Genomic DNA, 26,289 nt, shown 5'->3' on the forward strand with positions numbered 1-26,289 from the left:
TTAATAACGCGTGTACACTGATTCATATATGGATTGGTTTATCTGTAACATCAGAACGACGACGCTCAATGAGACCCTATCCCCATATCCAACATTGAAACCCCTGAGTGGCGGATAAAGAGCTCAATTGCCCGACCCACGCCATACTATTACCAATCTGATCCAACCCAGGAGACCATACGCATAAACTTCCTACCGCTGGGATAAGAACCACAATACCTCCGTCAACGTCCCTCTTTAATGGGAAAACTTCACAGGCATCATCCTCACCTGCGGCGTTAACGTTTTTTACAGTAAAGAGGTATCGGGATATTCACCCCATACCTTTTCTATATGCCTTTCAACAACCATATAAAAATGAAAGGCATTTACATGCTGTTTCTAATAATCAAAAGGATACGGGTATTCATGCACTTTTTTAATAATGTTTTTTACATCATCGCGTTCATAAATACTTCTTTCATCAATGCTCTTCCTGTTATCAGGGATACACACCCATATTGGCGGGGAAATCTTCGCCACATCGAAAACATATAAATTCAATGAGGTGCGTGGGCCATTGGTACTGTAATTTGTGTGTTCATTACAGATAACGCCATCGACGTTCATACTATGAACAGTTCTCATGAAAAATTCTATCCAGTGCCGAACAAAATTTTGCTGCACCATGTTTTTAAAAATTCTGTCTATGGGGGGTTATCCGGGAGAGCATTCAACTTTTTTTCCCACTTAGCATACGTCTCATTAATAGTAATGTAAGGTCGCAAGATTTGTCCTGTGGAACAAAATCTTTCCCATTCAGAGAGACTGCCCGATGCAATATGCATGGCACCAAACGAGTGAGCCCTTATTTTCCTCCACAGTTCTTCAGAAAACATAGAGTCTTCTAATAAATTTACAATCCTGGCGCTCTCATTTATTTTAATTTTACAGCGACCGTGCCCTGCACCTTTAAGGAGTTCATTGTCAACGCTGAAAGAAATAAAACTGTGTGGAATAAGTTCCCTCTTAAATACTGACGTTGTTTCTTCCAGAGCCCAGTTATCAAAATAGACATTCGTGCCATGATACCATTCTTGCATTTTCTTTTCCTTTATATAACATCAAAACCAATGACAATTTTATCACGGCGCTTATCTGACGCTGTCAGATTTATTAAAAAACAGCGCGAGATATTTTATTTATTTCCCGAATAACCTCTCATGGAGCCAACCGTTATTGGTAAGCAGGAATACATTTGTTACTTTAAGCGGTTCCAGTTCTGAATCAACGTCTTTTTTAAGCTGTCTGTTCAGTTCGGCAACTTCAGGTGACTTATCCCAGTCAGGTATATCAGTTACTTTGTAGGAGAAAGAAACTCTGGAAATTTTCTGACCCATAGCATCTGAAGGTTCCGTGAAATTACTGACCGCCGAAACGGTAGCTTTACCAAAGCAGCCCCCTAAGTTTTCTCCGCGCATATTTTTCGATGCATCGACCATGTAGAATTTCTTACCTTCATCAGTCAGTTCATGGCTGTTAACTACCACATCATGTGCTTTACTCCCCCATGAAGCTTCAACGTGCTTGCGTGAAAGCTCTTTTTCTGTAAGAAGTCCCTTTCCTGCCAAAACATGCAATATGTCAGGCAAGTTATTGAATGAATACCCGTCCGATTTTAAGGGAAAGTTAGCCTTGAAATAACATGACGGATATACAGTATCCAGATATTGTTGAGCAGCTGCTTTGAAATTGCTCGCTGAAGCCTTTTTGGGATAATTACAACCACTAAGAGCAACAGTACCAATACAAATTAATGGGGCACCGCACTTTTTTCAACCTATTTTCCCATGCCAGATTCTACCATGGAAGTCGCGATCAATATCTCTGAGCCAGATTTGTGCTGAGATCAGACGGGATTTTTTCATCCGAATCTCCTCGATTCATGTTACGAGAAAATTCTACTCATGAGTACTCCGGTTTTTCGGGGGGATTACCGATCTGTCGAGAACTGCACGCTTTCCGGTACTCAACTGCAATTTTTATATAAACCAGGATATGCGCAATGTGGCAGTTATAACAACTGTAGTGGGTCTCAGGGTTACAACATGAAATGAGGTAAAGATTGATTTGCTTATCGAATCAATTGCTCGAACTTGTAATTTCTCTGTTTGGAAGTTGGAAAGTATTGTTTACGTCAATGCAATCAGATGGTCGCTCCAGGATGGAGAGAATTTCATGAGACTCAGAATCGCCCCGAGTCTCACCCTAAAACTCATTGAACTGAAACGCAGGAGTATGTTCCGATTATGCTTAGAATCGGCGTCGATATTGGCGGAACTTTTACTGATTTTTGTGGATGGCGCGAGGGAGAGGAGAGGATTGTCACCCTAAAGGTACCTTCAACTCCACCTTCCTTTGAAAATGGATTTCGTCAAGGATTTGAAAGCCTCCTTGAACAACTTTCACCCGAACCGGGCGAAGCAGCTTTTGTGATGCACGGAACAACGGTCAGCACAAATGCTGTAATTGAGCGAAAAGGACCAAAAATCGCGTTCTTCGTCACACGGGGTTACAAGGATCTGCTTGAACTGCAACGCATCGGAGTCCGCAACCCTTTAAACATATTTGAAAGTCGGACCAAGTCGCTAATCGATCGTGAAATGGTTTTCGAGGTTGAAGAACGGCTGCTGAGAGGCGGCGAAGTGCGGACTCCTATCGACGAGGCCGCAGTCGAAACTCTGGCCAACCGGGCGGCAGACGCAGGCGCAGTCGGATATGCAGTAGCGCTACTCCACAGCTATGCCAATCCGCAACATGAACAAGCGGTCGCGCGAGCTATCCGTCATGCCGTCGGCGCTGATGCAGAGGTTAGTTTGTCCTGTGAGATCTGGCCGCGGATTGGAGAATACGAACGTGCCATCGTCAGCGTGCTCAATGCCTTCGTCAAGCGACGGATGAACGAATATATTGGCGCTGTAGAAAGCTATGTGGCTGAACGATTGCCAGGGTCGCAACTTTTTGTCACGCGTTCCAATGGGGGAGCGATGGCCGCTAGTGAAGCGCGAAACTTTCCGGTTCATACCCTTCTTTCAGGACCAGCTTCCGGCGTAACTGCTGTGCAGTATCTGGGCCGAGCCCTGGGTGAATATAACATTCTCACAATGGATATAGGCGGAACCAGCACCGATATCTCGCTCGTGCGTGACGGAGAGGCGCTGACCTCGACTGCTGCCGAAGTGGGCGATTTTCCGGTTGTTATGCCCGTTACGGGGATCGAGGCGATCGGTGCTGGCGGTGGATCCATCGTTACAATGGATGGAGGGGTACTCCGGGTAGGTCCGCACAGCGCCGGCTCATATCCAGGCCCTGTCTGCTTTGGCCGCGGCGGACTTGATCCCACGCTTACGGATGCCTTCTTGCTTGCAGGCTATTTGCCTGATGCACTTCTCGGCGGTGAAATGTCACTCAACCGAGATGCTTCTGCGCGGGCAATGGCACCGATTGCCGAGGCATTGGGCACGGATGTTCTCAGCGCCGCTGAGATGTGCGTTACGGTCGCAAGTTCAAACATGGTGGCTGGCGTACTGCCCTATCTTGCACGCCAAGGTGTAGACCCGGAAGACCTGACGTTGCTTGTCTACGGTGGTGCCGGCGCTATTCAAGGTCCTCTGCTGGCGGCAGAAATTGGAGTGAAGCGAATACTGGTTCCGACCACCCCGTCGGTATTTTGCGCGCTCGGTGGCCTCGTTTCAGACTTGAGTAATGACACTCTTGAAACTGTCCATGGTCAGAAAGTCGATGGGGCGTTGGTCGCCAGAAAGTTTAAGGTGCTCCGTGAGCAAGGCGCCGAGTGGCTCTCGCGGCAAGTTCCGCCCGAATGTTTCGTTTCGAAGACATTCGAGTGCTGGGCAGAGATGCGCTATGTGGGGCAATCCTTCCAGGTGGATGTGCGTCTACCCGATAGTGCAATAGAAGCAGAAGACATCGCCGCAATGCATGCCGCCTTCCACGAAGAGCATGAACGCATCTACAGCCATGCCGACAAACTGGCGCCCGTCGAGTTCGTCGACCTGCGCATGCGCGTGCGTGGATCGATGTCGATACCTCAGCTCACCACATCGGAAACGTCCGGGGCTGGCGATGCGCTCAAAGGGGTTCGTTCGATGCGATTCCACAACAAACTCATTCCCGAGGTGAGCGTCTTCGATCGCGAATCTCTCACCCCCAACGATGCGATCCAAGGGCCAGCCGTCATCGAGCAGCGTGATGCGACGATCGTCGTTCCGCCGGAGTTCGTTGCGCGCGTCGGAGCCTATGGCGCAATCCTCATGACCCGGAGCTGACAAATGGATGCCGTTCGTACTGCCGTTATGAGCAATCGTTTCAACGCGATTGTCGAAGAAGCCTCCGCCGCGATCTACCGCACCGCTCACACGACTTTCGTCAAGATCGTCCAAGATTACCAATGCGCGATCGCGACCGCCGAAGGAGAGATGTTCGCTTATCCGATGTTGTCTGGCGTCAATGTCTTTGTGGGCTCCCCTTTGAAGCCGACACTGGACGCCATCGGTCTGGTGAACCTGAAGCCTGGCGATATCATCATCACCAACGACCCCTTTGCGACCGACGGCCTGGTAACGCACCTGATGGACGTGACGCTGCTTTATCCGATCTTCCACGATGAGAAGCTGATCGCGATCGGTTGGGCCTTCGTCCATGCGTCAGATATCGGTGGCGCCGTTCCGGGAAGTATCTCGCCCGCCTTCACGGAAGTCTTCCAGGAGGGTCTGCGAGTCAGGCCGGTTAAGCTCTACGAAGGTGGGTTTCTAAACGAGGCAATCAAGTCGATCTTCCAGGACAACAGCCGTATTCCGACCGAGCTGTGGGGCGATATCCAGGCCATGATCTCGGGCCTGAAGAGCATGGACCGGCGTGTCAACGAGCTTTGTGACCGGTATGGTCGTGAGGATGTCGAAGAGGGAATGCGGGAAGTCATCAACTACGCGGAGACCAAGACTCGCGCGGTCATCAGGACGATCCGGGACGGTATCTATACATTCTCGGACTATCTTGAAGGGATCCATGATGGTCAGCTCGCCTATTTCAGCGTGACCATGACGGTGAAGGACAGCGAGATCGAGGTCGACTTTACCGGCACGGATCCGCAATTGGCGGCCGCCTATAATCTGGTAACAGGGGCGACTACCCATCCCTACATTATCCAGTGCCTCTACGCCTACATTCTTACTGTTGATCCACTGACGCCGCGCAACTCCGGTATATTGCGGGCGATCCATAGCCATGCTCCCCGCGGCACGGTCCTCAATGCGGTCTATCCAGCATCCGGCGGGTCGCGTGCTGCGTCTGCGACACGCGCCTACGACGTCATCCTGGGTTGCCTCAATCAGGCGCTACCGGAGAGCCTTGCCGCGGCTGGCGGCGGTATGAGCGGGGTCATCGTTGTTTCGGCTCCTGATCCTCGTACAGGCCGTGACCGCGTCAATGTGGTGGGTACGATCGACGGCGGTGGAGGTGCCCGCCGCGGCCGAGATGGCCTTGATGGATCCGAAGTACGTTACTCACAGCGCAGCGTCCCTGTTGAGATTATCGAGATTGAAACTGTGCTGGTGATGCGGGCCATCCGGCTTGTGCCGGATAGCCGGCGGGCGGGAAAGTTCGTCAGTGGCGCGGCACTCGAAATCGAAATGGAAAACACGTCACAACGCGCTGTCATAACGGTCAGAAACCTGAACCGGTTTGTGTTCGCACCTTGGGGGTTCAGGGGCGGGGAGATCGGCCTGCTTGGCAAAGTGATCGTCAATCCTGGCCAGTCCGATGAACGTTCGATCGGAAAAATCTCGGTTTTGGAACTTGGGCAGAGAGACGTTCTCCGGATCACCAGCTCGACAGGCGGGGCCTTCGGTGATCCTCTCGAACGGGATATTGCGCCGATCACACGCGAGATCGAGAGCGGCATGCTGTCACCGGAACGTGCGACTGCGGCTTATGCTATCGTATTTGATCAGGACGGACACATTGATGCAATCGCAACTGCAAAGCAACGGTGCGAACGCGGGAAGAGAACGTTTACAGACTTCAATTTCTGCAGCGAACGTGAGCGACAAGACAGGGTTTGGCCTTCAGCTACACGCCAGGAACTCGCCTCACTGGTACTCACATTTGAACAACGCTTTCGTAGTCAACTTGTCGAAAATGTCCATCATCGTATGTTGGCGGAAGGCAAGACAGTTGAAAAAAATAACCTAAATCAGGTTGTTTGTGAAGAATATGCAAGATTATCTGGGGTGAAAGCGAATACTCCTTTATCAGATCAATGATCTAGATTGATTTTTTTGTACCAGGATGGATGCCCCTTCTTAGGGGCATCGTATCGCCAATGTGACGCACAATGGAATTGAATTGAAGCTAATTTCATTTTATTGATATTATTTTTGTTCTGAAATCAAGCTTTGTGCTGCGAGAGTCGCATACTCAACGAAAGGCAATATACCCGGAACCGGGCTATCAGGATTCCATCCTACAACCATAGAAATCTCTACTGACAGATCGTCGACAAACCGCGTAACGACGCTGTCATCTGCCACTGCAGAGACCCATTCAGGCAAGAAAGTGATGCCCACGCCGGCAGTCACGAGTGCGAGAGCACTCATGGTGTCGGAGACGGTGATATGGTTCTCGGTTAACAATCCAGCGATGGAAAGCTGTTCCCAAATAGTCTCAAAGCTCGACAGATCGAAGCGTTTTAACGCAAAAACACTATGCCCAATGAAATCACACAATTGCAACGATGATTTCTTCGCAAGTATCGACTGCCGAGGAATTACCGCAACAAATCGTTCCGAAATCAAATGACGAAACCGCAACAAATTTCTGTTCGCTGGCGGTCGCATTAAGCCAACATGGAAATCACCGCATTCGATCCCGCGTAGTAGTTCGGTTGAAGCAACTTCCTTGATAACCAATCGGGTTCTGGGAAACCGCCCGCGAAAACGATTTAACACCAATGGAAGCAATCGATTTGTCGCTGGACTGATCGCGCCGATGATTAATTCTTCGCCGCCGGGACTTAGTCCTCCGGATTCAAGTTTGGCATTGAGTATGGCTTCATCAATCTTAAGCAAAATCTCGCGTGAATGATGGAGGAATACGATCCCAGCAGGTGTGAGTTCAACGCGACGCGTCGAGCGAATGAACAGTTGCACGCCAGTAAGATCTTCCAGTCGGCGGATCTGCTGAGTGAGAGTTGGCTGCGACATATTAAGTCTCATTGCCGCCCTTCGGAAATGTAATTCTTCCGCTGCTATGACAAAACAGCGGATGTTCGCAAGTTGTATCTGATAGGACATTGTGCTTTCACCATGCGGACCTGCCACCGTCAAATTTACTAAATCGAGTGCCACTGTTTTATTCACAGAGCCATCTCACCTTTGACACCTGGACAATCTTGGCTTCCCTGCCTTTTTCCGTGCGATTGATTTATTTATAAGAGGAGCCATAACAAGTGTCAGGACTCATCGGGCTAACTGGATGGGATTTGATAAGACGTTGTCCCCGTCACTTCTCCGTCTATTGTGCCCCACTCCTTTTTTTTGTTCGAGAAATAGTCCTGGGCCGCAAATGAGGGTTAAGCCACCACTCGGTCAGCAAGACTATACGGCTAACCAGGAAGATGATAACCAGGTACAATGTGCCTGCGACAAGAAACACTTCAACAGGGCGATAAGTGTTCGAAATTATTTGTTTCGCCAGGCCAGTGATTTCAATTATTGTTATCGTTGAAGCAAGTGAAGTCGATTTGATCATCAATATTATCTCGTTACCATAGGCTGGTAACGCCTGTCTAATTGCTATCGGAAAGACAATCCTTCTGAACTGGAGAATACGGGGCATCCCAATAGAGTGTGCGGCTTCAATTTGTCCCCAGGGTACTGCTTGAATGCCTCCACGAATAATTTCGCTCGTATAAGCGGCGGTGTTGAGTGCCAACGCAAGGATCGCACAGAACCATGGTTCCCTGAAGGACGACCATAAACCGATTTGATCGAGGAAAACTCGGAACTGAGCCGATCCATAGTAAATAAGAAACATTTGCACCAAAAGTGGTGTGGACCGAATGATATAGACATAACCATAGGCAATTGAGAACAAAATCTTATTCTTCGAAAGTCTCATCAGGGCAATTGGCACTGAAATGATGAATCCAATAAAGATCGAGACAGAAGCCAGCGTAAGCGTGGTAGGTACTGCTGCAAGCAATCTTGGAAAAGATTCCGCAATAAGTTGAAAATCCATTATTGGCTCCTTACACCACGATTAGCCCATTTCTCTGCTTTGAGAAAGCCCCGGTTAGATACAGAGGAAAGCAAAAGAAATATTGCAAATGCAGCAATATAGAATGTGAAGGGTTGTTTCGTCGAGCCGGCAGCGGTTGCCGCCGTACGCATGATCTCGACTAAGCCGACAATCGAAACCAGTGAGGTGTCCTTCAGCGTGAACTGCCATACATTTCCCAGACCAGGTAGTGCAAATCGAGCGGCCTGGGGGATAAGAATTCGGCGCAAGAGTAACATAGGTCCCATTCCTACAGCCCTTGCCGCTTCGATCTGACCTTTTGGAACAGCGATTACAGCGGCACGAATGACCTCTGCGGCATAAGCTCCGGCACTTACACTGATACATAGAACGCTGATTGCGAAAATCGGAAGCTCAATGTATCCGTCAAATCCAAAAAGCGAGTTAGCAAGGTAGCGAAGCAGTGTGCCTCCACCGAAAAAAACGAGGAAAATGATAAGAAGCTCGGGCACACCGCGAACTACTGTCGTGTAGAGATCACCAAGTAAACGCAGCGATCTGAAACGGGAAAGTTTTGCTGCGGCAAAGACCGAGCCGAAAAGTATTCCCAGGAAATAGGAACAGGTAGCGACAACGAGAGTCATCAAGGCGCCGCGCGCCAATTCGTCGCCCCATCCTGCGTCCCCCCATCCGAGTAGTGTAAAATCCACAATTTACGCTCCAAAATTGGCAGGTGCTGAAAAGATAATGAATCCGCACAGGTACATGCGACATTTTAGTCCAGGTACAGACTCACTTCTTAGGTGAAGAGTCATAGCCAAACCACTTCAAGGAAAGGCTATGAACTGTGCCATCAGCTATTGCTGCATCGATCGCCTGGTCGAACATTCCGCGCAGCGAATTGTCCTCCTTACGTAAACCAACACCAACGCCCTTACCGAATGGTCCACCAGTCATGTTTGGGCCAAATATGCGCAAGTCTTTGCCTTCTGGTTTGTCTGTGAGCGGTTTTAGAAAACTTACCGAAGCCAAACCCAAATCAATTCTTCCCGCCTTTAAATCGAGTATCATATTATCAATGGTATCGTACGATGTGAGTTCAACGTTCGGCATCAGTTGTCTCATAAATATTTCATTAGAAGAGCTAGTCTGTACGCCAACTTTTTTCCCTTTGAATGCCGTGATGTATTTATCCAGGATCGCCTGTTTCTCTGGATTGATGTCATCCAGTGCAAGATTATCCATTGGACTGACAATGTTGAGCAGTGGGCTATCGGTCATAGTGACAAAGCGTATTGGAGTAAAGATATACGGGCGAGAAAATGAGATGACCTTTTCACGGGCGGGCTGGATACCCATAGCTGCCATAATCGCATCGTAACGACCAGCGATAAGCGAGGGGATAATGCCATCCCAGGCCTGTTCGACGACAGTACATTTAATTTTCATACGATTACAAAGATCGCTAGCCAGCTCGATCTCAAAACCGACAAGCTTGCCACTGGCGTCCTTGAAGCTGTATGGCGCATACGATCCTTCTGTTGCGATAGTAATACTTTTATAATCCTTCGCTTGCACTGGTACTGTGGTAATCAGTGTGCCAGCAAGAATTGTCACTAACGCGCTTCGCTTAAATAACATCATGATATTAATCCTCTTTTGAAATTGTATTATGTTCTTAGGAGCGATTACTTCTCGTCATTGCATAGTCACAGGACACCAGACAGGAATGCGCGACACCGTGGTGAAGAAGGATTTCGAAATACTGTTTCTGGCGTTCCTTGTTCTTCAATTTCCCCTTTTTCAAGAAAGAGAACTTTGCTGGATACGTCACGAGCAAAGCCCATTTCGTGCGTGACGACGATCATGGTTCGGCCTTCTTCAGCAAGTTTTCTGATAACCTTAAGAACTTCCCCCACCAGCTCAGGATCCAGAGCTGAAGTCGGCTCATCGAAAAGAAGTGCTGTTGGCTGCATTGCCAGTGCCCGGGCGATGCTAACTCTCTGTTGCTGACCGCCGGATAATTCGGATGGATAGGCTGCATGTTTTCCAGAGATGCCCACCTTTTCCAGAAAATCCATAGCCATATCGCGCACTTCATTCTTTGGTCGCTTAAGCACATGGACCGGGCCTTCCATGACATTCTGCAGCACCGTCATGTGCGACCACAGATTGAAGCTCTGAAAGACCATACCAAGTTGCATCCGCATACGTTCGATTTGCTGACGATCGACCCCGACCAGTCGGCCTGCTGAATCAGTGCTTACCTGAATTTCTTCATTTCCAACCAGGATCCGGCCTTTACTCGGGGTCTCAAGCAAATTCATACAGCGCAGGAATGTGCTTTTGCCAGACCCGGAACTACCAATTATTGAAACGACATCACCCTTATTGGCGGTGAGAGAAATCCCCTTCAGAACCTCAAGAGATCCGAAGTTTTTATGTATATCTTCTGCCACCAATGTGGGTTTAACACTGCTCATTGAGATTTCTCCTCGCTATATTTTTCCAATCACCCATGGAATTCCGTGAAGCAACTGCTGCCATCAACGGTACAAAAGTAAATACATCCAGGGGTGAGCAATCGGCTATGAACACGTGCATTACCTCGATCTATTAATGGAAGGCATCGTCCCCACAAAAGTTACATATGTATTTTGTTCCTGATTACGCCTCATCGTTTCTCAATCATGTGTTTTGTTCATCCTCAGTTTTTAGCGACACCAGTTCTCCCAGTGTCAGAGGTTTCAGTGGCGGGCGAATACGGAAGAAATCCGAGTGAGATACCTGTCGTTTCTGCCCGGCCGCAACGATATGCGCAATGGTGTATCCGCATTGCCGCCCCTGGCATGGCCCCATTCCGGCTCGTGTAAAAGCTTTAATCTGGTTCATCCCTGGTGACGCAATGGCGGCCGCACTACGGATATCACCTGCGGTCAGTTCCTCACAGCGACAAACGATGGTTTCGTCAGATGGAGAGAAAATACGTGGCGGAGGCGGATACAACGCATCCAGCATAGGACGGAGACGCAGCAGCCGGAGCAACTTTTCCCGAAGCGCCCCGGCTTGTTTTTCCGCAGTTTCTGCAGAGATACGCCCGGCTCGCTGACCAACCCCCAGAGCGACAAGCTCCCCCCGAACGCAAGCCGCCTGCCCTCCACCAATATCGGCGCCATCCCCCGCCACATACACCCCCTGCCTGCTGGTCTGCCCCCAGTCGTCCAGAACGGGAGAGAGACAGGTCTGCTGGGTATTCCAACTGTGCGCGCAACCCAATGCCTGCGTCATGTGAATGGAGGGAACGACACCCTCGTGTGTCAGCAGAACAGTGGCTGCGACGCGCGTGGTTTTGCCACTGTCCTGTGTATATTCCAGCTCCTGCAGACGGCCATCGCCAAGTGCCCGAACGGATGTCACTCCCCTCACCCGTTTCGTCCCCGCTTTCCTGATTTCATGCAGCCAGATAAGCCCTTTGGCGAGCTCTTTCCATCCCTTAATCGCAGCTCCGGCCCATGGCAACGCCCGGCGCCATTCACCCGGCGGCGAAGTATCCAGCCATCCTTCAACCGTTCCGCCTGCACGCAGTACCTGTGCTATATAGAGGATGGGTAGCGGACCGCTGCCCACAACCCATACCGGCTCTGATGGCACCTGTCGCGAGGTTTTCAACAGGATCTGGCCTGCACCTACTGTCAGCACTCCCGGCAAAGTCCAACCGGGAAAAGGTACCGGTCTTTCCTGAGCCCCTGTGGCAAGAACAACCTGACTGGCGTTAACCATCTCTGTCAGACCGTCACGTTTCATGAATACACGCCACTCGGGTTCGATCTGCCAGACCTGAGTCTGCGCTTCGTAGACCGCACCACTGGCACGAAAACGTGCAGCCAGGCCAGTACCGGAACGGTACTCATCGCCCAGAATCGAGCCCAGAGGCGTGGGCGCCACTGATTCAACAGCACGCCAGAGCTGACCGCCAGGCGCGGGTTGCTCATCCACTACCAGAACAGAGAGCCCCAGTTCACACATACCTATGGCCGCGCTCATTCCCGCGGGTCCGGCACCAATAACAACCACATCGAACCTGCGGATCATGGCATCACGCTCCGGCGGCCATACTGCCGCTCCACACGCATGCCTTCCCTAACCGTGATCAAACAGGACTGCGTTGACGCCACACCATCGACAATGGCCAGGCAATCAAAGCACACGCCCATCATGCAGTACGGTGCCCGAGGGCTTTCATGAACAGGGGTTGTCCTGCTGGCTGGTTCTTGCTGTCGCAAGAGTACCGCGGCGACGGTTTCACCGGATTCCGCCTCGACAGGCTGACCATCTATATAAAGAACCAGCCTGGATGTGCCAGGTTCATAGAGTTTTTTGAACATTAAAACGCTCATAATGAAAGATATCCAAAGTAGTCGGTAACATACCGTCAGCGATCGCCCTTGCATAAACGCCTGCATGAAAGGCAGCCAGCGTCACGCCGGAATGGCAGAGCACAATATCCGCGCCGGGGTGGATTACAGAACTTGCATATACGGGATTGCCGTCTGGTGTCATGATCCTCAAGGCGGACCACTGGCGCACCAGCTTCGCTTTAGCGAGTACCGGCAGGATGCGCAAGGCTCTGCGGGCCATACGCACCGCACCTTCAATGGTCGTGTCAAGCTCATATCCAACCTCTTCATGAGTCACTCCGATCATGAAAGTGCCTTCTTCTGTCTGGCGGAGCCCACTGGCTGGCACGGGTAGTAGCGGTGCCCAACGTTCAGTTACCAGAAGTTGGCCACGTTGTGGCCGCACGGGAGCCTCAAGCCCAACCATTGGGGCAAGCACTGATGATCCCAGGCCAGCCGCGATCACAACGCGTTCGGTTCGCATTCTGCAGTCTCCAGCTACGACCTCAAAGCCACCCCCCGGCAACGGTTTAATGGCGGTAACAGCACAGTTATTCCGTAGCTCACCTCCACGACGCAGGTATGCTGTTTGCAGAGCGACCAGCAGGCGTAACGGGTTAACATGACCATCCAGATCTCCAAAGCTGGCTCCGACCACTTCCTCACCCAAACACAGAGAAGGAAAACGTCTTTGCAGCTCGTCGCGGTTAAGCATATGGGCTGAGTGAGCTAACTCCGGTGTCTGGGCATTCCATGCATCAATTTCCGCGGTGCACGAAACGAACTCATCATCACTCAGGCAAAAGTCCAGGCCGCCTTTGCACTCATACGCGAGATGGATGCCGCTTTCTTCTTCAAGCTGCTTTGCGAATTCGGTCCAGGCCTGCGCCGACTGGATAGACAAACGCTGATACGCGGGATGCCCCAGTCCCTTTCCATGCACCCAGACCAGGCCGAAGTTAGCTTTGGCTGCACGAAAATCAGTATCCGCACCATCCAGCATTAGTACTCGGCGGTTCATTCCCGCCAGCCCATATCCTATGGCAGCACCGACTGTTCCCCCACCTACCACAATCACATCGTACTCATGACGCCTTCCAGAGACGTTCTTCATGGGCATGGACCGAATCTGTGTGGCCTGACGGATCATCGCTCACTCCGTTTTTTGGCCTGATACGCCACATGACGCACGGCTTTAGTATTGAGTGATATGCCTCCTAATCGTGCTTGGAGTATTTCCATAATGACCTCCGGTTAATAATCAAAAAGACACTGGAACTGTCGAATTCCCGGGGATCGGCCTCGTTAAAAATTTAGAGGCAGATTGTTAAAAAATTGAGAATCCAATCAGTACAATGTTATTTAGCAATAGGTGTGCCATAAATAAATAAACTACTGCTTTATATGTGATATCTATCCACAAAATGACGATTTCAATAGCCATTGAACATGATACAATGTCTAAATACTATAGATATTAAAGGAAAGATGATGGAGAACAGAATTACCTTGCGCCATCTTGAGGCGTTCCGCGCCATTATGGTGCGAAAGACGGTTACCGGCGCGGCAGACATGCTTGAGGTCACACAACCCGTGGTGACCCGACTGCTCTCTGATCTGGAAGAACGAATTGCAATCCCTCTTTTCACCCGAACCAAAGGGCGTCTGTTGCCCACACCAGAAGCCATGCTTTTATGCACTGATGTTGAGCAGTCATTGATAGGTATAGAGCGGATCGTTAATGCCGCCAGCAATATCAAGGCGCTGCAGATGGGACATCTGGAAATTGCCGCAGCTCCCGTTATGGCTTTGTCATTATTGCCTCACGCAATAAAAAGCTTCACGAATGAACACCCAGATGTTGTGGTTACCATGCATATGCACAGTTCGGCGACTGTGCTGGACATGATTCAGCGTGACCGCTGCGATTTAGGGTTCGCTATGTTGCCTATGAAGACAACCCAGAATGGAAACAGTGAGACAATATTGCGTGCAAAAATGGTGGGAGTCGTGCCTGTAAACCATCGGCTGGCGAATAAACGGATTTTGTCTCCAGAAGATTTTGAGGGAGAGAGTTTTATCTCTCTTTCACCGTTGATGGCTGAACGCACTAAGATCGATTCTCTAATGCTGTCGCATGGCGTCAATCGGCGCATCAATGTTGAAACTCAGATTTCCGAAGCGATTATCAAGCTGGCAGAAGCGGGAGTCGGTATTTCTATCATCGATGCATTGACGGCAAGTGTCTATACAGGAGGTATGCTCAAGTTCATCCCCTTTGAGCCCGCAATCATTGATTCTTACGCACTCGTCATTTCACAACGCAATTCATCCACTCTCATTCTAAAGCCATTTGTTGATCATGTACGGCGTGAAATCCGCAAGATATTACCTGCTCACCTGATTGTCTGAGGAAAATGTGGGACTAGTGTCACGTTCGAAGTTTACCTGAACTCAGAAAAACCGAGCATTACCTGGAGCTAATTTTTCTGTACGAACGTGGTTTTGCTTAAATGATTACTCACCCACACAATAATCTTGCTGATTATCCAGCTGATTTTTCGGGAAGCACACAACGAAAATATCATCAACTTAAAATCCATTCAGCGTTATGTCGACCTGAGCGCTGATGAGTGAGTCAGCGCCCACGCCTGTGTGGTTATTTTGCCTTCAAACTGGCTGGGCCATTTAATTGCCAAAATGCCCCATATCAAAGCATTAATTGCACCAACATAGTTCCCTCCTCCCCTTTTCAGGGCTAACTCAGGCATTACTTCGTGATGTCTTTTCAATAAATTCTTTTTTTATCGCTTTTGCATAACATTTCTCTTTTTTAAACGATTTATTATAGTTTTCCAATCACACCTCAGTGTAAATGCATAAATACTGCATATTTATGCATTTTAAGCCATTGTTTTTAAAATATAAATAGTGTAACTATAAATTTTATTCACTTTATGGCACGTTAGCTGCTCTATACTGACCATCAGACATCTACGAGACAGAAGTAAAGATTACCGGCCCAGGAATGCATAATAAATTCTTTTAAAACATAGCATTAACAAACAACCATAGGATGTCAGACCAGCAAAAAAAAAACATCAAGCCTATGTTTTAACAGATTATGTCCAGTTCAGTTAAAAACAGGGGCTTAAAACTCATATAAACAGTTTTTCATAACAGCAATTTCAGATAGCAGAGGTCTGTATGAAACAAGCAACACCAATAACCCGCAGCAATTTCGACGACTGGATAGTACCTGTGTATGCCCCCGCCGAGTTTATTCCGGTACGCGGCGAAGGCTCCTGCCTGTGGGACCAGCAGGGGAAAGAATTCATTGACTTCGCGGGCGGGATTGCGGTCAACGCGCTCGGGCACGCGCACCCGGTGGCGGTGAAGGCGCTGACCGAACAGGCAAGTAAGGTTTGGCATCTGGGCAATGGCTTCACCAACGAACCGGTGCTGCGACTGGCGAAACAGCTGATCGACGCCACCTTCGCCGACAAGGCGTTTTTCTGCAACTCCGGCGCGGAAGCCAACGAAGCAGCGCTGAAACTGGCGCGCAAAGTGGCCCACGATGGCGGTGCGGCAGACAAAAACCGCATCATCGCCTTTAACAACGCCTTCCATGGTCGTACGCTGTTTACTGTCAGCGCTGGCGGTCAACCGAAATATTCAAAAGACTTCGCGCCTCTGCCCGGTGGTATCGACCACATTCCGTTCAACGATCTAACCGCCGCTGCCTTGGCGATCGACGATCATACCTGCGCGGTGATTGTCGAGCCCATCCAGGGCGAAGGCGGCGTGCTGCCGGCGGACACTGTTTTCCTGCAAGGACTGCGAGAACTGTGCGATCGCTACGACGCGCTGCTGATTTTTGATGAGGTTCAGACTGGCGTCGGCCGCACCGGTGCACTTTATTCCTACATGGATTACGGCGTAACGCCCGACGTGCTGACCACAGCCAAAGCACTGGGCGGCGGCTTCCCAATTGGTGCCATGCTTACCACCGAACGGCTGGCTCAGGTGCTATCTGTTGGCACTCATGGTACGACCTATGGCGGCAACCCACTGGCAACAGCTGTGGCCAGTGCGGTGTTCGATTTCATCAATACCCCGGAAGTACTGGATGGGGTGCATGAGCGCCATCAGCGTTTCGTTGATGGCCTGAATCGTCTCAATCACCAATTCCCGGTATTTGTCGATATTCGCGGCCGCGGCCTGCTGCTGGGTTGCCAGCTTCGCTCCGAATATACCGGTAAGGCCAAACAGTTAACCCAACTGGCCAGTGAAGAAGGTCTTCTGCTTTTGATAGCCGGACCAGACGTGGTTCGCTTTACACCGTCTTTGATCATTCCTTTCGCGGACATCGACGCAGGTCTGGCACGACTGGCACGAGCACTGGCGCGGTTTTGCCATTAAGAAGAGGTTCACATCATGATGATCATTCGCCACGCCGAACCGCGCGATCTGGCCGACCTGTTGGCGCTGGCTGATAAATCCGGTATCGGGCTGACGTCACTGCCGCGCAACGCAGAGATGCTGGCGGCACGTATTGAACGGACACGCAAAACGCTGTCGGGCGAACTGCCCCAAGGGGAGCAGGGATACCTGTTCGTGCTGGAAGATACTGAATACGAGCGCGTAGTGGGCGTCAGTGCGCTGGAAGTGGCGCTGGGCCTGGCCGAACCCTGGTACAACTTTCGCGTCGGTACCCAGGTGCATGCATCCAAAGAGCTCAACATCTACAAGGCGTTGCCGACGCTGTATCTCAGCAATGACCACACTGGCTACAGCGAGCTGTGTACGTTATTTCTCGACCCGGACTATCGCCATAGCCTTAACGGCAAACTGCTGTCCAAAGTGCGCTTCCTGTTTATCGCCGCCTTCCGTCAGCATTTCGCCCTCAAGGTATTGGCCGAAATGCGCGGCTACTCCGATGAACAGGGGCGTTCGCCGTTCTGGGAAGGGCTGGGAAAACACTTCTTTGCGATGGAATTCGCGAACGCCGACTACCTGAGCGGCACCGGACATAAGACGTTCATCGCCGAGCTGATGCCTCGCCATCCGTTGTACGTGGATTTCCTGCCCGCCGATGCTCAAGAGGTAATTGGCAGAGTACATCCACACACCGCCCCGGCACGCCGGGTGCTGGAGTCCGAAGGACTGCGCTATCAGGGCTATGTCGACATTTTCGATGGCGGTCCAACGCTGGAAGCAGAGCTGGATGAACTACGGGCGGTGAAAGAGAGCCGCCGGGTAGAGGTAACACTAGGAACTGCCCCGGCAGACATGTCTGTCTGTCTGGTGGCCAATGACAACTACCTCAATTATCGTGCTCTGTTGGTGGCGGACGATCTGAGCACTGGCACGGTGCGACTGAGCGCCGTTGCCGCCAAAGTGCTGGGCGTGCGCCCTGGCGCTCAGGTACGTGCAGTGCCCCTTAACTCCCCGGAGACACACTGATGTCATATACTGGTTTGTTTATCAACGGCGTCTGGCGGCAAGGCCGCGGCGCTGAATTTATCAAAACCGATCCTCTGGACAACCAGCCATTGTGGCAAGGACATGCCGCAGATGCGACGGACATTTCCGATGCGTGCGCCTCGGCGCGTGCGGCATTTCCTGCCTGGGCAAGGCTCACGCTGGAGCAGCGTACAGCAGTAGTGGAACGTTTCGCCGCGCTGTTGAAACAGCACAAGGCGCAGTTGGCGGCTGTCATCAGCCGTGAAACCAGCAAACCGCGTTGGGAAACGCTAACCGAAGTCCAGTCAATGATCGGCAAGGTTGGTATCTCCTTGCTGGCTTACCAGCAGCGCACTGGCGAAAGCCACACGTCGATGGACGGTGGCGCAGCCTCTCTGCGCCACCGTCCGCACGGCGTACTGGCGGTGTTCGGCCCCTACAACTTCCCGGGCCACCTGCCGAATGGCCACATCGTTCCCGCTCTGCTGGCAGGCAACTGTGTGGTGTTCAAGCCGAGTGAACTGACTCCGTTCACCGCCGAAGAAACAGTCAGGCTATGGCAACAGGCTGGGCTGCCTGACGGCGTACTGAACCTAGTTCAGGGCGGACGCGGCACCGGAGAAACGCTGGCCGCCAGTCCGGCCATCGACGGCCTGCTGTTCACCGGCAGCGCAGGCACCGGTTATCAACTACATCGCCAGTTGGCAGGTCAGCCGGAGAAAATTCTGGCGTTAGAAATGGGCGGTAACAACGCACTGATTATTGATGAAGTTACCGACCTGGACGCGGTGGTTCATCTGGCCATTCAGTCCGCTTTCATCTCCGCCGGCCAGCGCTGCACCTGTGCCCGCCGTATGCTCATAAGGCGTGGCGCACAAGGGGATGCCTTCCTGCAACGACTGGTGGACGTAGTTAGCCGATTGCTCGTTGGGCGCTGGGATGCCGAGCCACAGCCGTTTATGGGCGGGGTAATATCCGCCCTGGCGGCAGACCATATGATGGCAGCGCAACAGGGGCTACTGGCGCTGGGCGCTAAAGCACTGCTGGCCATGACCCGCCCGGAAGGCGGCAACGCGTTGCTTATGCCAGGCATTCTCGACGTCACCGACGTGGACGGCGTGCCGGATGAAGAGTATTTCGGTCCGCTGACCTTGGTCACGCGCTACGACGATTTCGACCAGGCGCTACGCCTCGCTAACCATACCCGTTTCGGGCTGGCGGTGGGGCTGGTAACACCTGACCGTGAACTATTCGACCGCCTGCTACTGGAAGCGCGCGCTGGCATCGTTAACTGGAATAAACCCCTGACCGGTGCATCCAGCGCCGCGCCGTTCGGCGGCGTTGGCGCGTCGGGTAACCACCGCGCCAGTGCCTTCTACGCAGCTGATTACTGCGCCTGGCCGATGTCCTCGTTGGAAAGCGATACCCTCACGCTGCCCGCCGCACTGTCGCCCGGCCTGTCGCTGACGGATTAATGGAGAGCATAATGTCTGGATTTGAAGTGAATTTTGACGGGCTGGTGGGGCCAACGCACCACTACGCCGGACTGTCCTTCGGTAACGAAGCCTCGACACGTCATCAGCGAAGCGTCGCCAACCCGAAACTGGCCGCCAAACAGGGACTGCTGAAAATGAAGGCGTTGACTGAGATGGGACTGCAACAGGGAGTACTGGCGCCGCAGGAGCGTCCGCACCTGCCGCAGTTGCGCCGCCTCGGCTTCAGCGGCAGCGACGAATCGGTGCTGGCGCAAGCGATGAAGTATGCACCGCAACTGCTCTCGGCGCTCAGTTCAGCATCGTCGATGTGGACGGCCAACGCCGCCACCGTCTCGCCCTCGGCGGACAGCGCCGACGGCCGTGTGCACTTCACAGCCGCCAACCTCAATAACAAATTTCACCGCGCGATCGAGGCAGATACGACCACCGCGGTATTGCGCGCCATGTTCTGCGATGAACGCTATTTCGCCCATCACAAGGCGCTGCCGCAGGCGGCACTGTTCGGTGACGAAGGTGCAGCCAACCACAACCGTCTTGGCGGTGCTTATGATAGCCGCAGCGTGCAGGTATTCGTTTACGGTCAGCAGCAATTCGGCGGCGAACCGGGGCCGCGGCGCTATCCCGCGCGTCAGACGCGGGAAGCCAGTGAAGCCGTAGCCCGCCTGCATCAGCTCGATCCGGCGCACACGGTGTTCGTGCAGCAAAATCCTGAGGTTATCGATCAGGGCGTATTCCATAACGACGTGATCGCCGTCAGCAACCAACAGGTACTGTTCCACCATCAGCAAGCGTTCCTTCATCAAACCCAGGCGCTGGATGAAATACGCCGCAAAATGGCGACGCTGAAGTTGGAACTGATGGCAATTGAGGTGCCAAAGGAACAAGTGTCTGTGGCGGATGCGGTGAGCACCTACCTTTTCAACAGTCAACTACTGACTCGTCCTGACGGTGGCATGACCATCGTGGTGCCGGAGGAATCTCGACAACACGCTGGGGTGTGGCGCTACCTGACCGAGATGGCCACCTCGGGCGGCCCGATCAACGATATTAAGGTGTTCGACCTGCGCGAAAGCATGCGCAACGGCGGCGGCCCGGCCTGCCTGCGGCTGCGGGTGGCGCTCAACGAGCAGGAGTTGGAGTCGGTGAACCCACGGGTGATGATGAATGATGCACTGTTCTCCACCCTTAACCTGTGGATAGACAGGCACTACCGCGATCGCCTGACGCAGGAGGATCTGGCCGATCAGCAACTGTTGCGCGAAAGCCGCACAGCACTGGACGAGCTGACAACCATTTTAGGGCTGGGATCAGTTTATCCGTTCCAACGATAAGCGAGGTGAACAATGAACGATTTTCTGGCGCTGACGCTGCGCGGTGAAACGCCGGCGCAGCAGAGCGGCGAGCAGCACGGCCTGCGCTGGCGCTGGCTGGGGCAAGGGCTGCTGGAGCTGATGCCGCAAGCGGACTACCGGCGGACGGTGGTGATATCCGCCGGGGTGCACGGCAATGAAACCGCGCCCATCGAACTGCTGAACCAGCTGACCGACGACCTACTGACTGGACGCCTGCCGTTGGCTGTGCGTCTGCTGCTGATCCTGGGCAACCCGCCGGCGATGTGCGCTGGCAAGCGCTATCTCAATGACGATATGAACCGGATGTTTGGCGGCCGTCACCGCCAGTTCGCCGCAAGTGGCGAAACGGCGCGGGCGCGGCAACTGGAACAGGTGCTGACGGCATTTTTCTCAGTGAATCCTTCGCCGAACAACGTGGAGCGTTATCACTACGACCTGCACACCGCCATCCGCGAATCGGTGCTGCCGCGTTTTGGGCTATTACCATTTCAGTCCCGACCTTATAACAAAAGTCTGCTGACCAGTTTAGACGCGGCGGAACTGGATGCTTTGGTAGTACACCGTGAACCGGGCGGTACCTTTAGCCACTTCAGCAGTGAGCAGTTGTCGGCAGCCAGTTGCACGCTGGAGCTGGGCAAGGCATGGCCGTTCGGCCAGAATGATCTGTCGCAGTTCCGCGCCATTGACAACGCCCTGCGGGCTGTGGTGAGCGAATCTGTTCTGCCAGTTCGAAACATTCAGGCGATGCGGCTATTCAGCGTTGTCCGATCGCTGATTAAACGCAGCGATGATTTCAAACTGCATCTGCCAGCCACCACGCCCAACTTTATGAGTTTTGGGCGTGGTACGCTGCTGTGCGAGCAACTTGGGGAAGAATACCGCGTTGAGCACGAACGAGAGTGGATCCTGTTTCCCAACCCCAATGTCGCGCCGGGACTACGCGCCGGCATAGTGCTGAAGGAGGTAGAGGGCATTAAACTGCCAATAACAGCAGACTATAGGGCGATAACAATTTGATATTTATATAATGATTAATTCGTTTTGTTTTATCAGGGTAGATAAGCACTCTCTGTATTGACATAAAAAGATCATGTGGTTTCACACGAAAACAAACCACCGGATTAATACATTACCTGTCAGATTGCGCTTATTTTAAAAAAATACATAAAACAGGTTTCCCAGCGATGAGCCGTGATGTTAACAATCCCAGAAGCAGTCTACCGCAGCTTATGCAGTATAAAAATGCTGAACATTAGGCTCTTTTGCCTATATATGTAAATTTTACTGACATCCTACTTCCCAAGATACCCAGTTACCGCACACTGTCGCTGTGAGTTGTTTACTCAAGCGCTGCTCAATCACGGTTTTCTAGGGTACCGACCCTGACCCAAAATCCTGCTCCATTCAGAAACAGAAATCCGGCATAATATTCACTCCCCTGATCGGACTCAATCGTTTCTTCTTGAGTCTATCCATATCAAGAGTGGTACGTTCCTGACGCGACATGACTTCGGCGAACTCAGATTTCTGGGCCATTCTCCAAACTAGGACAGGCATATCGCCCGTATCACAAGTATGTAGCCGCATCCCCCGGTTATGACGGTGCCAGAACTAAGCAGGAGCATCCATGTATTTCGGTCGGATGAAATAATCGCAGATGTCCTCGCATGTGTGGCTGCAGGCGCAGCCGAAATACATGTACACCCCAGATCTGAGACAGGAACAGAAAGTCTGTGGGCGGTTGATACAACTGTGAATGCTATCAGGAGGGTATGTCCGGGAACCCTGATCGGGGTCTCAACCGGAGGCTGGATTGAAGGCTGCACAGAAAATACCAAAAGTGCAATTTTTGCATGGAAACTCAAACCGGACTATGCCTCAGTAAATCTCTCTGAGGCCGACTCAGCAGAGATTGTAAACCTGCTCTGCGAGAGACATATTGCCGCTATCAGCGACATCCCGTATCAGGGAAAGTACCTTTTTGTTTAACACACTCAGTTCCTTATAAAGGGTCAGTACTCCGTCGAATTAGCAAGGGCGCTTTACGTCAGCGATAGCGGGCCATCAACACGGGAGTCAACGAGCAGACAACCAGCTTCTTCGAGCCACGAGTGAAGGCTACGTAGAGATGCCGGGCATCCATCTCTTCAGGAGCAGTTATGACGGCCACTTCCGCCTCCAGCCCCTTCAACAACAGAGTACTGCCAATGGCACGTCGCGTAAGGGGCCTGCTCTCGTGCCGGTTTCGTTCGCGTTCCCGCACCGTGGCATCGGCAAAACTGCAACTGCCTCCTGCAGCCATTTGCATCGCGCGTAGACAGCAATACAAAACATCCGGACGATAGACCCGGGCATTGTTTTGCCGGGTCAACGCGCGCAGAGCCTCGGCAGCCAGGGTGAAGCTTGGGGCATTCGCGAAAGCGATCAGTGCGGCTTCTGCCTCTGTAGCAGGATTGCGTGCAGTCCCCCGGCGTAAGCTCTCCAGTCGGGGTTGCAAGGCAGCAGCGCCGACCTGCGTCATCACCTCCGCGGCAAACTCCACCAGACGAGTCAGTGCGTCGGTAGCCTGCAGGTTAAACGTCGTTCCAAACAACGTGAGATCGGCCAGGTCAACGGGCTCTACAGCAGTCGCCCCCGGTGTCTGACTGGCCATTTGCCGACGGCCACGAGGATTGCGGCTGTCACCAATCACCAGCACGTCTCCATCCTGCGTAACAGCCTGTGTTAACGCAGCGGTGAGCCGTTGCTGAATGGCAGTAGCCGGCTGCAACGCGACCCAGACGACTTCTGCTGGCGCCTGGCGCAGATCAATGCCACCTCCAGCCAAGAGTATTCGCCGGCACTCCAGAAGCCACTGGCCAAACTCAGACGTGCCTGCGTTCGTCCAGCGCCAGGGCTCATTCAGCTCACCGATAGCAGGAAAATACGGAAGTACGTCGGTATTCCAGTCCACCAGTTGGTTACCGCGAAAGCCGAAGATAGCCTGCATCGGGTCACCAAGGACGCAGGTGGGGAACACCATGGAAAGTGCTGTCACCAGAGCGTGTTGCACAAGATTGCAGTCCTGATACTCATCGACAATCAGGTGGGCATAACTTGCCGCGAGGACCTCATTGAGGTGCCCACTTTGCAGTAAATGCCTGGCAGCAAGGCGTATTGCCGGGTAATCGGCTCCTGGATTCCGGAGCTGGAGGACGTCAGCGGCAACAGCACTTCGCTGCGGAAACATCGCCACCAGCCGCATGGAAAAACCATCGATTGTGGCAATGTGGTAAGCCGAAGCGGGCACTCCGGCTTTTTGCATGCGCAGACGCAGTGTCGTGACACCCGCATTGGTATGAGTGAGGATGAGAACCGGCTTTGCCCCGGTATGTTGGGACAGTGTATCGGCGATGAGTTGCGTCTTGCCACAACCTGCAGGGGCCGTGATCGCGCCTCGACGAAAAGTGAATAAATTGTACTTAGGCGGCATGGGCCCACCAGTAGAGGCGATTGATCAGAGCGACAAATTCTGCCTCTGAGATTTGGCTATAGGGACCGAGAATATCGCGTGCCACATCCTCGAACTTGGTGACCGATTTAAACCAGCCGTTTCGACGATTACGCGCTGCCAGCCCCAGTAGCTGTCGCGTTGCTAGAGAATATGGCACACCTAGCTGTTGACGCTGCTGCCGGATTTGGGCGAGAGTCAGTCGTCCGTTTGACTGAGTCTGGATATGCGCAGCCACCAGATCTTCTTCCACAAGGTCTATGGCCCGCTGAAGCAGAGCATCCACACCCGCATCCGGTAGGCTCAGAAACAGCTCGTCCTCCAGAGCACGTCCTTCTCGCCAAGTGATGTACTCCCCACCGGCATTCACGTATGCCTGCACGGTCGCCACAGTGGGCGGCTTATCCGCATCAACCATGACCAATACCCGATAACCAAGCTGGCGCAATGCGAGTCCGCGAACAAAGCATCTGTCAGGCTCTCCGCCGCCGACATTCACATACGCAGTCCCAGCGGCCAGCATTGACGCTCCATTTGCGCTTGTCCAGAAATGGTCCAGGCCACGGATCAGGCCGACTTCACTAGCGCCTTCGCAGACAATGACGCTTCGGGCGAGAAAAGCTTCCGGATCAGCCCTGACAGTGCTTTGAATATCATCAGCGACGCCTACCTGGAGAACCCAATGTGCACCATCCGGAGACTTGCGTACCACGAAGAGCTGATTGCCGTTAAGCTCGCGGACAGCAACCGGAGAATGGGTGGTCAGAAATACCTGAAGGGGTGGGGGATTTTCCTTCGCACCAAGGGAATTCAACAATCGGGTAAGACGATGCGGCTCCAGTCCGTACTCCACTTCGTCGACCAGAGCGACAGACGCCAGCTGTGCTGCTGCACGCTGCATACCTGCGACGAGTAGACGGGACGAACCTGTACCCAGTGAGCGCAAGGGCACACCTGTCGCATCGTGCAGCGCAATAGCACCGTCTCCAATGGATACCGCGTGCGCGTCCAGTAATGCCTGAGCGCTACCACCGACAGGCACGCCAAGTTCATTGGCTCTCTGAGTCACGATTTGCAGTGTTGCAGCCAGCTGTATACCGGCCTGACCGCCGAAACTGGTTCGGGCTTGGCGTGCTGCATTGGCCAATTCAGCGCCAAGGTTTGGACGCTCCTCGGTCAGGCGATTGAGTACCGAACCCCGTGTCCATGACAGGTTGGAGCTGGCATAAGTCCCGAGCCGAGCTGGGGCTAACAGCAACCGATCCTTCCAGGCAATGTTGCGCTCCTGCCCTTGTGCCTGAGCGCGCTGTGACACCAGCGACCAGACAGGCTCCAGCTCGCTATCCACCGTCAAACGTAAGCAAAGAACCGTTTCCAGACCCTGTTCAGGTTCTTCGGTGACCAGTCCGTTTGCACGGTTGAAGGCCTGTAAATAATTTCCGTACGAATCCAGACGCATCAGGGCATCGGGCAACGAGCCAAGCGTCAGCGTAATGCTGATGGGCTGGGCGATATCCAGCCCATAAAAATCAGTATCGGCGAAACTGATATTGCGGCGGGCGCCAAGGCAAAGGTCAATCGCATCGAGAATCGTGGTCTTGCCGCTATCTCCAGGGCCAATCAGACAGTTGAGACCTGGTGAAGGTTGCCAGTTCAGTAAGCGGATGGTTCGGAAATTCTGGATCTCGACTTTGCAAATTCTGACCACAGACCTGCTCCTTAATTATTTTTTTCCTCACTTGCGGCATGATCGCAAAAAACAGCCACAAAAGAGATATAACGCGCCGAAATAT

22 protein-coding genes are annotated in these 26,289 nt (G+C 52.5%); 9 read left to right on the plus strand and 13 right to left on the minus strand.

Going from position 1 to position 26,289, the window contains the following annotated elements; all coding sequences use genetic code 11:
• Nucleotides 1-76 precede the first annotated feature (76 nt).
• The 3 genes from D7I37_RS27765 to D7I37_RS24940 form a co-directional block, all read right to left on the minus strand.
• Entirely contained in the window at nucleotides 77-313 is a 237-nt protein-coding gene (locus D7I37_RS27765) for a glutaminase (protein ID WP_129544821.1), read from the minus strand.
• Between the two features lie 373 nt (nucleotides 314-686).
• Entirely contained in the window at nucleotides 687-1,082 is a 396-nt protein-coding gene (locus D7I37_RS24935; RefSeq protein ID WP_129544584.1) for a hypothetical protein, read from the minus strand.
• Nucleotides 1,083-1,181: 99 nt separating this feature from the next.
• Complete coding sequence (locus D7I37_RS24940; RefSeq protein ID WP_129544585.1) at nucleotides 1,182-1,631, minus strand: hypothetical protein; 450 nt, start codon at nucleotides 1,629-1,631, stop codon at nucleotides 1,182-1,184.
• Nucleotides 1,632-2,288: 657 nt separating this feature from the next.
• Between D7I37_RS24940 and D7I37_RS24945 the strand changes: the two genes are divergently transcribed.
• A complete protein-coding gene (locus D7I37_RS24945) occupies nucleotides 2,289-4,325 on the plus strand; it encodes a hydantoinase/oxoprolinase family protein (RefSeq protein ID WP_129544586.1) in 2,037 nt (678 codons plus the stop codon).
• Between the two features lie 3 nt (nucleotides 4,326-4,328).
• Nucleotides 4,329-6,320, plus strand: a complete 1,992-nt coding sequence (locus D7I37_RS24950; RefSeq protein WP_129544587.1) for a hydantoinase B/oxoprolinase family protein — start codon at nucleotides 4,329-4,331, stop codon at nucleotides 6,318-6,320.
• A 108-nt stretch (nucleotides 6,321-6,428) separates the two neighbouring features.
• On the opposite strand, the gene D7I37_RS24955 is transcribed toward D7I37_RS24950, so the two are convergent.
• The 8 genes from D7I37_RS24955 to D7I37_RS24990 all read right to left on the minus strand — a co-directional run bounded on the left by D7I37_RS24955 (nucleotide 6,429) and on the right by D7I37_RS24990 (nucleotide 13,842).
• Complete coding sequence (locus D7I37_RS24955; protein WP_207205546.1) at nucleotides 6,429-7,415, minus strand: LysR family transcriptional regulator; 987 nt, start codon at nucleotides 7,413-7,415, stop codon at nucleotides 6,429-6,431.
• Between the two features lie 154 nt (nucleotides 7,416-7,569).
• Complete coding sequence (locus D7I37_RS24960; RefSeq protein WP_129544588.1) at nucleotides 7,570-8,295, minus strand: ABC transporter permease; 726 nt, start codon at nucleotides 8,293-8,295, stop codon at nucleotides 7,570-7,572.
• A complete protein-coding gene (locus tag D7I37_RS24965; RefSeq protein ID WP_129544589.1) occupies nucleotides 8,295-9,005 on the minus strand; it encodes an ABC transporter permease in 711 nt (236 codons plus the stop codon). Before D7I37_RS24965 ends, D7I37_RS24960 begins: the two co-directional genes overlap by 1 nt.
• An 82-nt stretch (nucleotides 9,006-9,087) precedes the next feature.
• Entirely contained in the window at nucleotides 9,088-9,939 is an 852-nt protein-coding gene (locus tag D7I37_RS24970) for a lysine/arginine/ornithine ABC transporter substrate-binding protein (protein WP_129544590.1), read from the minus strand.
• A gap of 65 nt (nucleotides 9,940-10,004) precedes the next feature.
• Entirely contained in the window at nucleotides 10,005-10,778 is a 774-nt protein-coding gene (locus D7I37_RS24975) for an ABC transporter ATP-binding protein (RefSeq protein WP_129544591.1), read from the minus strand.
• A gap of 205 nt (nucleotides 10,779-10,983) precedes the next feature.
• The gene (locus tag D7I37_RS24980; protein WP_129544592.1) at nucleotides 10,984-12,387 is read right to left on the minus strand and encodes an NAD(P)/FAD-dependent oxidoreductase; all 1,404 of its coding nucleotides are present in this window, start codon (nucleotides 12,385-12,387) and stop codon (nucleotides 10,984-10,986) included.
• Nucleotides 12,384-12,758 (minus strand): (2Fe-2S)-binding protein, encoded by a 375-nt coding sequence (locus D7I37_RS24985; protein ID WP_371415243.1) that lies wholly within the window; start codon nucleotides 12,756-12,758, stop codon nucleotides 12,384-12,386. Before D7I37_RS24985 ends, D7I37_RS24980 begins: the two co-directional genes overlap by 4 nt.
• Nucleotides 12,661-13,842 carry an FAD-binding oxidoreductase gene (locus D7I37_RS24990; protein ID WP_242502743.1) on the minus strand — a complete coding sequence of 394 codons (1,182 nt, stop codon included), beginning with the start codon at nucleotides 13,840-13,842 and terminating at the stop codon, nucleotides 12,661-12,663. Before D7I37_RS24990 ends, D7I37_RS24985 begins: the two co-directional genes overlap by 98 nt.
• 338 nt (nucleotides 13,843-14,180) lie before the next feature.
• Between D7I37_RS24990 and D7I37_RS24995 the strand changes: the two genes are divergently transcribed.
• The 7 genes from D7I37_RS24995 to D7I37_RS27770 all read left to right on the plus strand — a co-directional run bounded on the left by D7I37_RS24995 (nucleotide 14,181) and on the right by D7I37_RS27770 (nucleotide 22,995).
• Nucleotides 14,181-15,104, plus strand: coding sequence for a LysR substrate-binding domain-containing protein (locus D7I37_RS24995; protein ID WP_207205547.1), 924 nt, complete (start codon nucleotides 14,181-14,183; stop codon nucleotides 15,102-15,104).
• A 795-nt stretch (nucleotides 15,105-15,899) separates the two neighbouring features.
• Entirely contained in the window at nucleotides 15,900-17,114 is a 1,215-nt protein-coding gene (locus D7I37_RS25000; RefSeq protein WP_129544594.1) for an aspartate aminotransferase family protein, read from the plus strand.
• 15 nt (nucleotides 17,115-17,129) lie between these two features.
• Nucleotides 17,130-18,158, plus strand: coding sequence for an arginine N-succinyltransferase (gene astA / locus D7I37_RS25005; RefSeq protein ID WP_129544595.1), 1,029 nt, complete (start codon nucleotides 17,130-17,132; stop codon nucleotides 18,156-18,158).
• Entirely contained in the window at nucleotides 18,158-19,633 is a 1,476-nt protein-coding gene (astD, locus tag D7I37_RS25010; protein ID WP_129544596.1) for a succinylglutamate-semialdehyde dehydrogenase, read from the plus strand. Before astA ends, astD begins: the two co-directional genes overlap by 1 nt.
• Nucleotides 19,634-19,644: 11 nt before the next feature.
• Nucleotides 19,645-20,985, plus strand: coding sequence for an N-succinylarginine dihydrolase (gene astB / locus D7I37_RS25015; RefSeq protein WP_129544597.1), 1,341 nt, complete (start codon nucleotides 19,645-19,647; stop codon nucleotides 20,983-20,985).
• Between the two features lie 12 nt (nucleotides 20,986-20,997).
• The gene (gene astE, locus D7I37_RS25020) at nucleotides 20,998-22,023 is read left to right on the plus strand and encodes a succinylglutamate desuccinylase (RefSeq protein ID WP_129544598.1); all 1,026 of its coding nucleotides are present in this window, start codon (nucleotides 20,998-21,000) and stop codon (nucleotides 22,021-22,023) included.
• 579 nt (nucleotides 22,024-22,602) lie between these two features.
• Nucleotides 22,603-22,995, plus strand: a complete 393-nt coding sequence (locus D7I37_RS27770) for a 3-keto-5-aminohexanoate cleavage protein (RefSeq protein ID WP_207205548.1) — start codon at nucleotides 22,603-22,605, stop codon at nucleotides 22,993-22,995.
• 58 nt (nucleotides 22,996-23,053) lie between these two features.
• On the opposite strand, the gene D7I37_RS25035 is transcribed toward D7I37_RS27770, so the two are convergent.
• Nucleotides 23,054-24,478, minus strand: coding sequence for a UvrD-helicase domain-containing protein (locus D7I37_RS25035; RefSeq protein WP_129544599.1), 1,425 nt, complete (start codon nucleotides 24,476-24,478; stop codon nucleotides 23,054-23,056).
• Complete coding sequence (locus D7I37_RS25040) at nucleotides 24,468-26,204, minus strand: ATP-dependent endonuclease (protein ID WP_129544600.1); 1,737 nt, start codon at nucleotides 26,202-26,204, stop codon at nucleotides 24,468-24,470. The genes D7I37_RS25035 and D7I37_RS25040 overlap by 11 nt, the downstream gene beginning before the upstream one ends.
• Between the last annotated feature and the right edge of the window lie 85 nt (nucleotides 26,205-26,289).

The sequence above is a fragment of the Serratia sp. 1D1416 genome (genome assembly GCF_003641105.1).
Lineage (GTDB): Bacteria > Pseudomonadota > Gammaproteobacteria > Enterobacterales > Enterobacteriaceae > Serratia > Serratia ficaria.

What these genes read in the sequence shown, in the direction of transcription:
- D7I37_RS24935 (WP_129544584.1), bottom strand. Translation starts at nt 1,082, where the DNA reads ATGCAAGAATGGTATCATGGCACGAATGTCTATTTTGATAACTGGGCT.
- D7I37_RS24945 (WP_129544586.1), top strand. Translation starts at nt 2,289, where the DNA reads ATGCTTAGAATCGGCGTCGATATTGGCGGAACTTTTACTGATTTTTGT.
- D7I37_RS24950 (WP_129544587.1), top strand. Translation starts at nt 4,329, where the DNA reads ATGGATGCCGTTCGTACTGCCGTTATGAGCAATCGTTTCAACGCGATT.
- D7I37_RS24960 (WP_129544588.1), bottom strand. Translation starts at nt 8,295, where the DNA reads ATGGATTTTCAACTTATTGCGGAATCTTTTCCAAGATTGCTTGCAGCA.
- D7I37_RS24970 (WP_129544590.1), bottom strand. Translation starts at nt 9,939, where the DNA reads ATGATGTTATTTAAGCGAAGCGCGTTAGTGACAATTCTTGCTGGCACA.
- D7I37_RS24975 (WP_129544591.1), bottom strand. Translation starts at nt 10,778, where the DNA reads ATGAGCAGTGTTAAACCCACATTGGTGGCAGAAGATATACATAAAAAC.
- D7I37_RS24980 (WP_129544592.1), bottom strand. Translation starts at nt 12,387, where the DNA reads ATGATCCGCAGGTTCGATGTGGTTGTTATTGGTGCCGGACCCGCGGGA.
- D7I37_RS24985 (WP_371415243.1), bottom strand. Translation starts at nt 12,758, where the DNA reads ATGCAGGCGTTTATGCAAGGGCGATCGCTGACGGTATGTTACCGACTA.
- D7I37_RS24990 (WP_242502743.1), bottom strand. Translation starts at nt 13,842, where the DNA reads ATGATCCGTCAGGCCACACAGATTCGGTCCATGCCCATGAAGAACGTC.
- D7I37_RS24995 (WP_207205547.1), top strand. Translation starts at nt 14,181, where the DNA reads ATGATGGAGAACAGAATTACCTTGCGCCATCTTGAGGCGTTCCGCGCC.
- D7I37_RS25000 (WP_129544594.1), top strand. Translation starts at nt 15,900, where the DNA reads ATGAAACAAGCAACACCAATAACCCGCAGCAATTTCGACGACTGGATA.
- astA (WP_129544595.1), top strand. Translation starts at nt 17,130, where the DNA reads ATGATGATCATTCGCCACGCCGAACCGCGCGATCTGGCCGACCTGTTG.
- astD (WP_129544596.1), top strand. Translation starts at nt 18,158, where the DNA reads ATGTCATATACTGGTTTGTTTATCAACGGCGTCTGGCGGCAAGGCCGC.
- astB (WP_129544597.1), top strand. Translation starts at nt 19,645, where the DNA reads ATGTCTGGATTTGAAGTGAATTTTGACGGGCTGGTGGGGCCAACGCAC.
- astE (WP_129544598.1), top strand. Translation starts at nt 20,998, where the DNA reads ATGAACGATTTTCTGGCGCTGACGCTGCGCGGTGAAACGCCGGCGCAG.
- D7I37_RS27770 (WP_207205548.1), top strand. Translation starts at nt 22,603, where the DNA reads ATGACGGTGCCAGAACTAAGCAGGAGCATCCATGTATTTCGGTCGGAT.
- D7I37_RS25035 (WP_129544599.1), bottom strand. Translation starts at nt 24,478, where the DNA reads ATGCCGCCTAAGTACAATTTATTCACTTTTCGTCGAGGCGCGATCACG.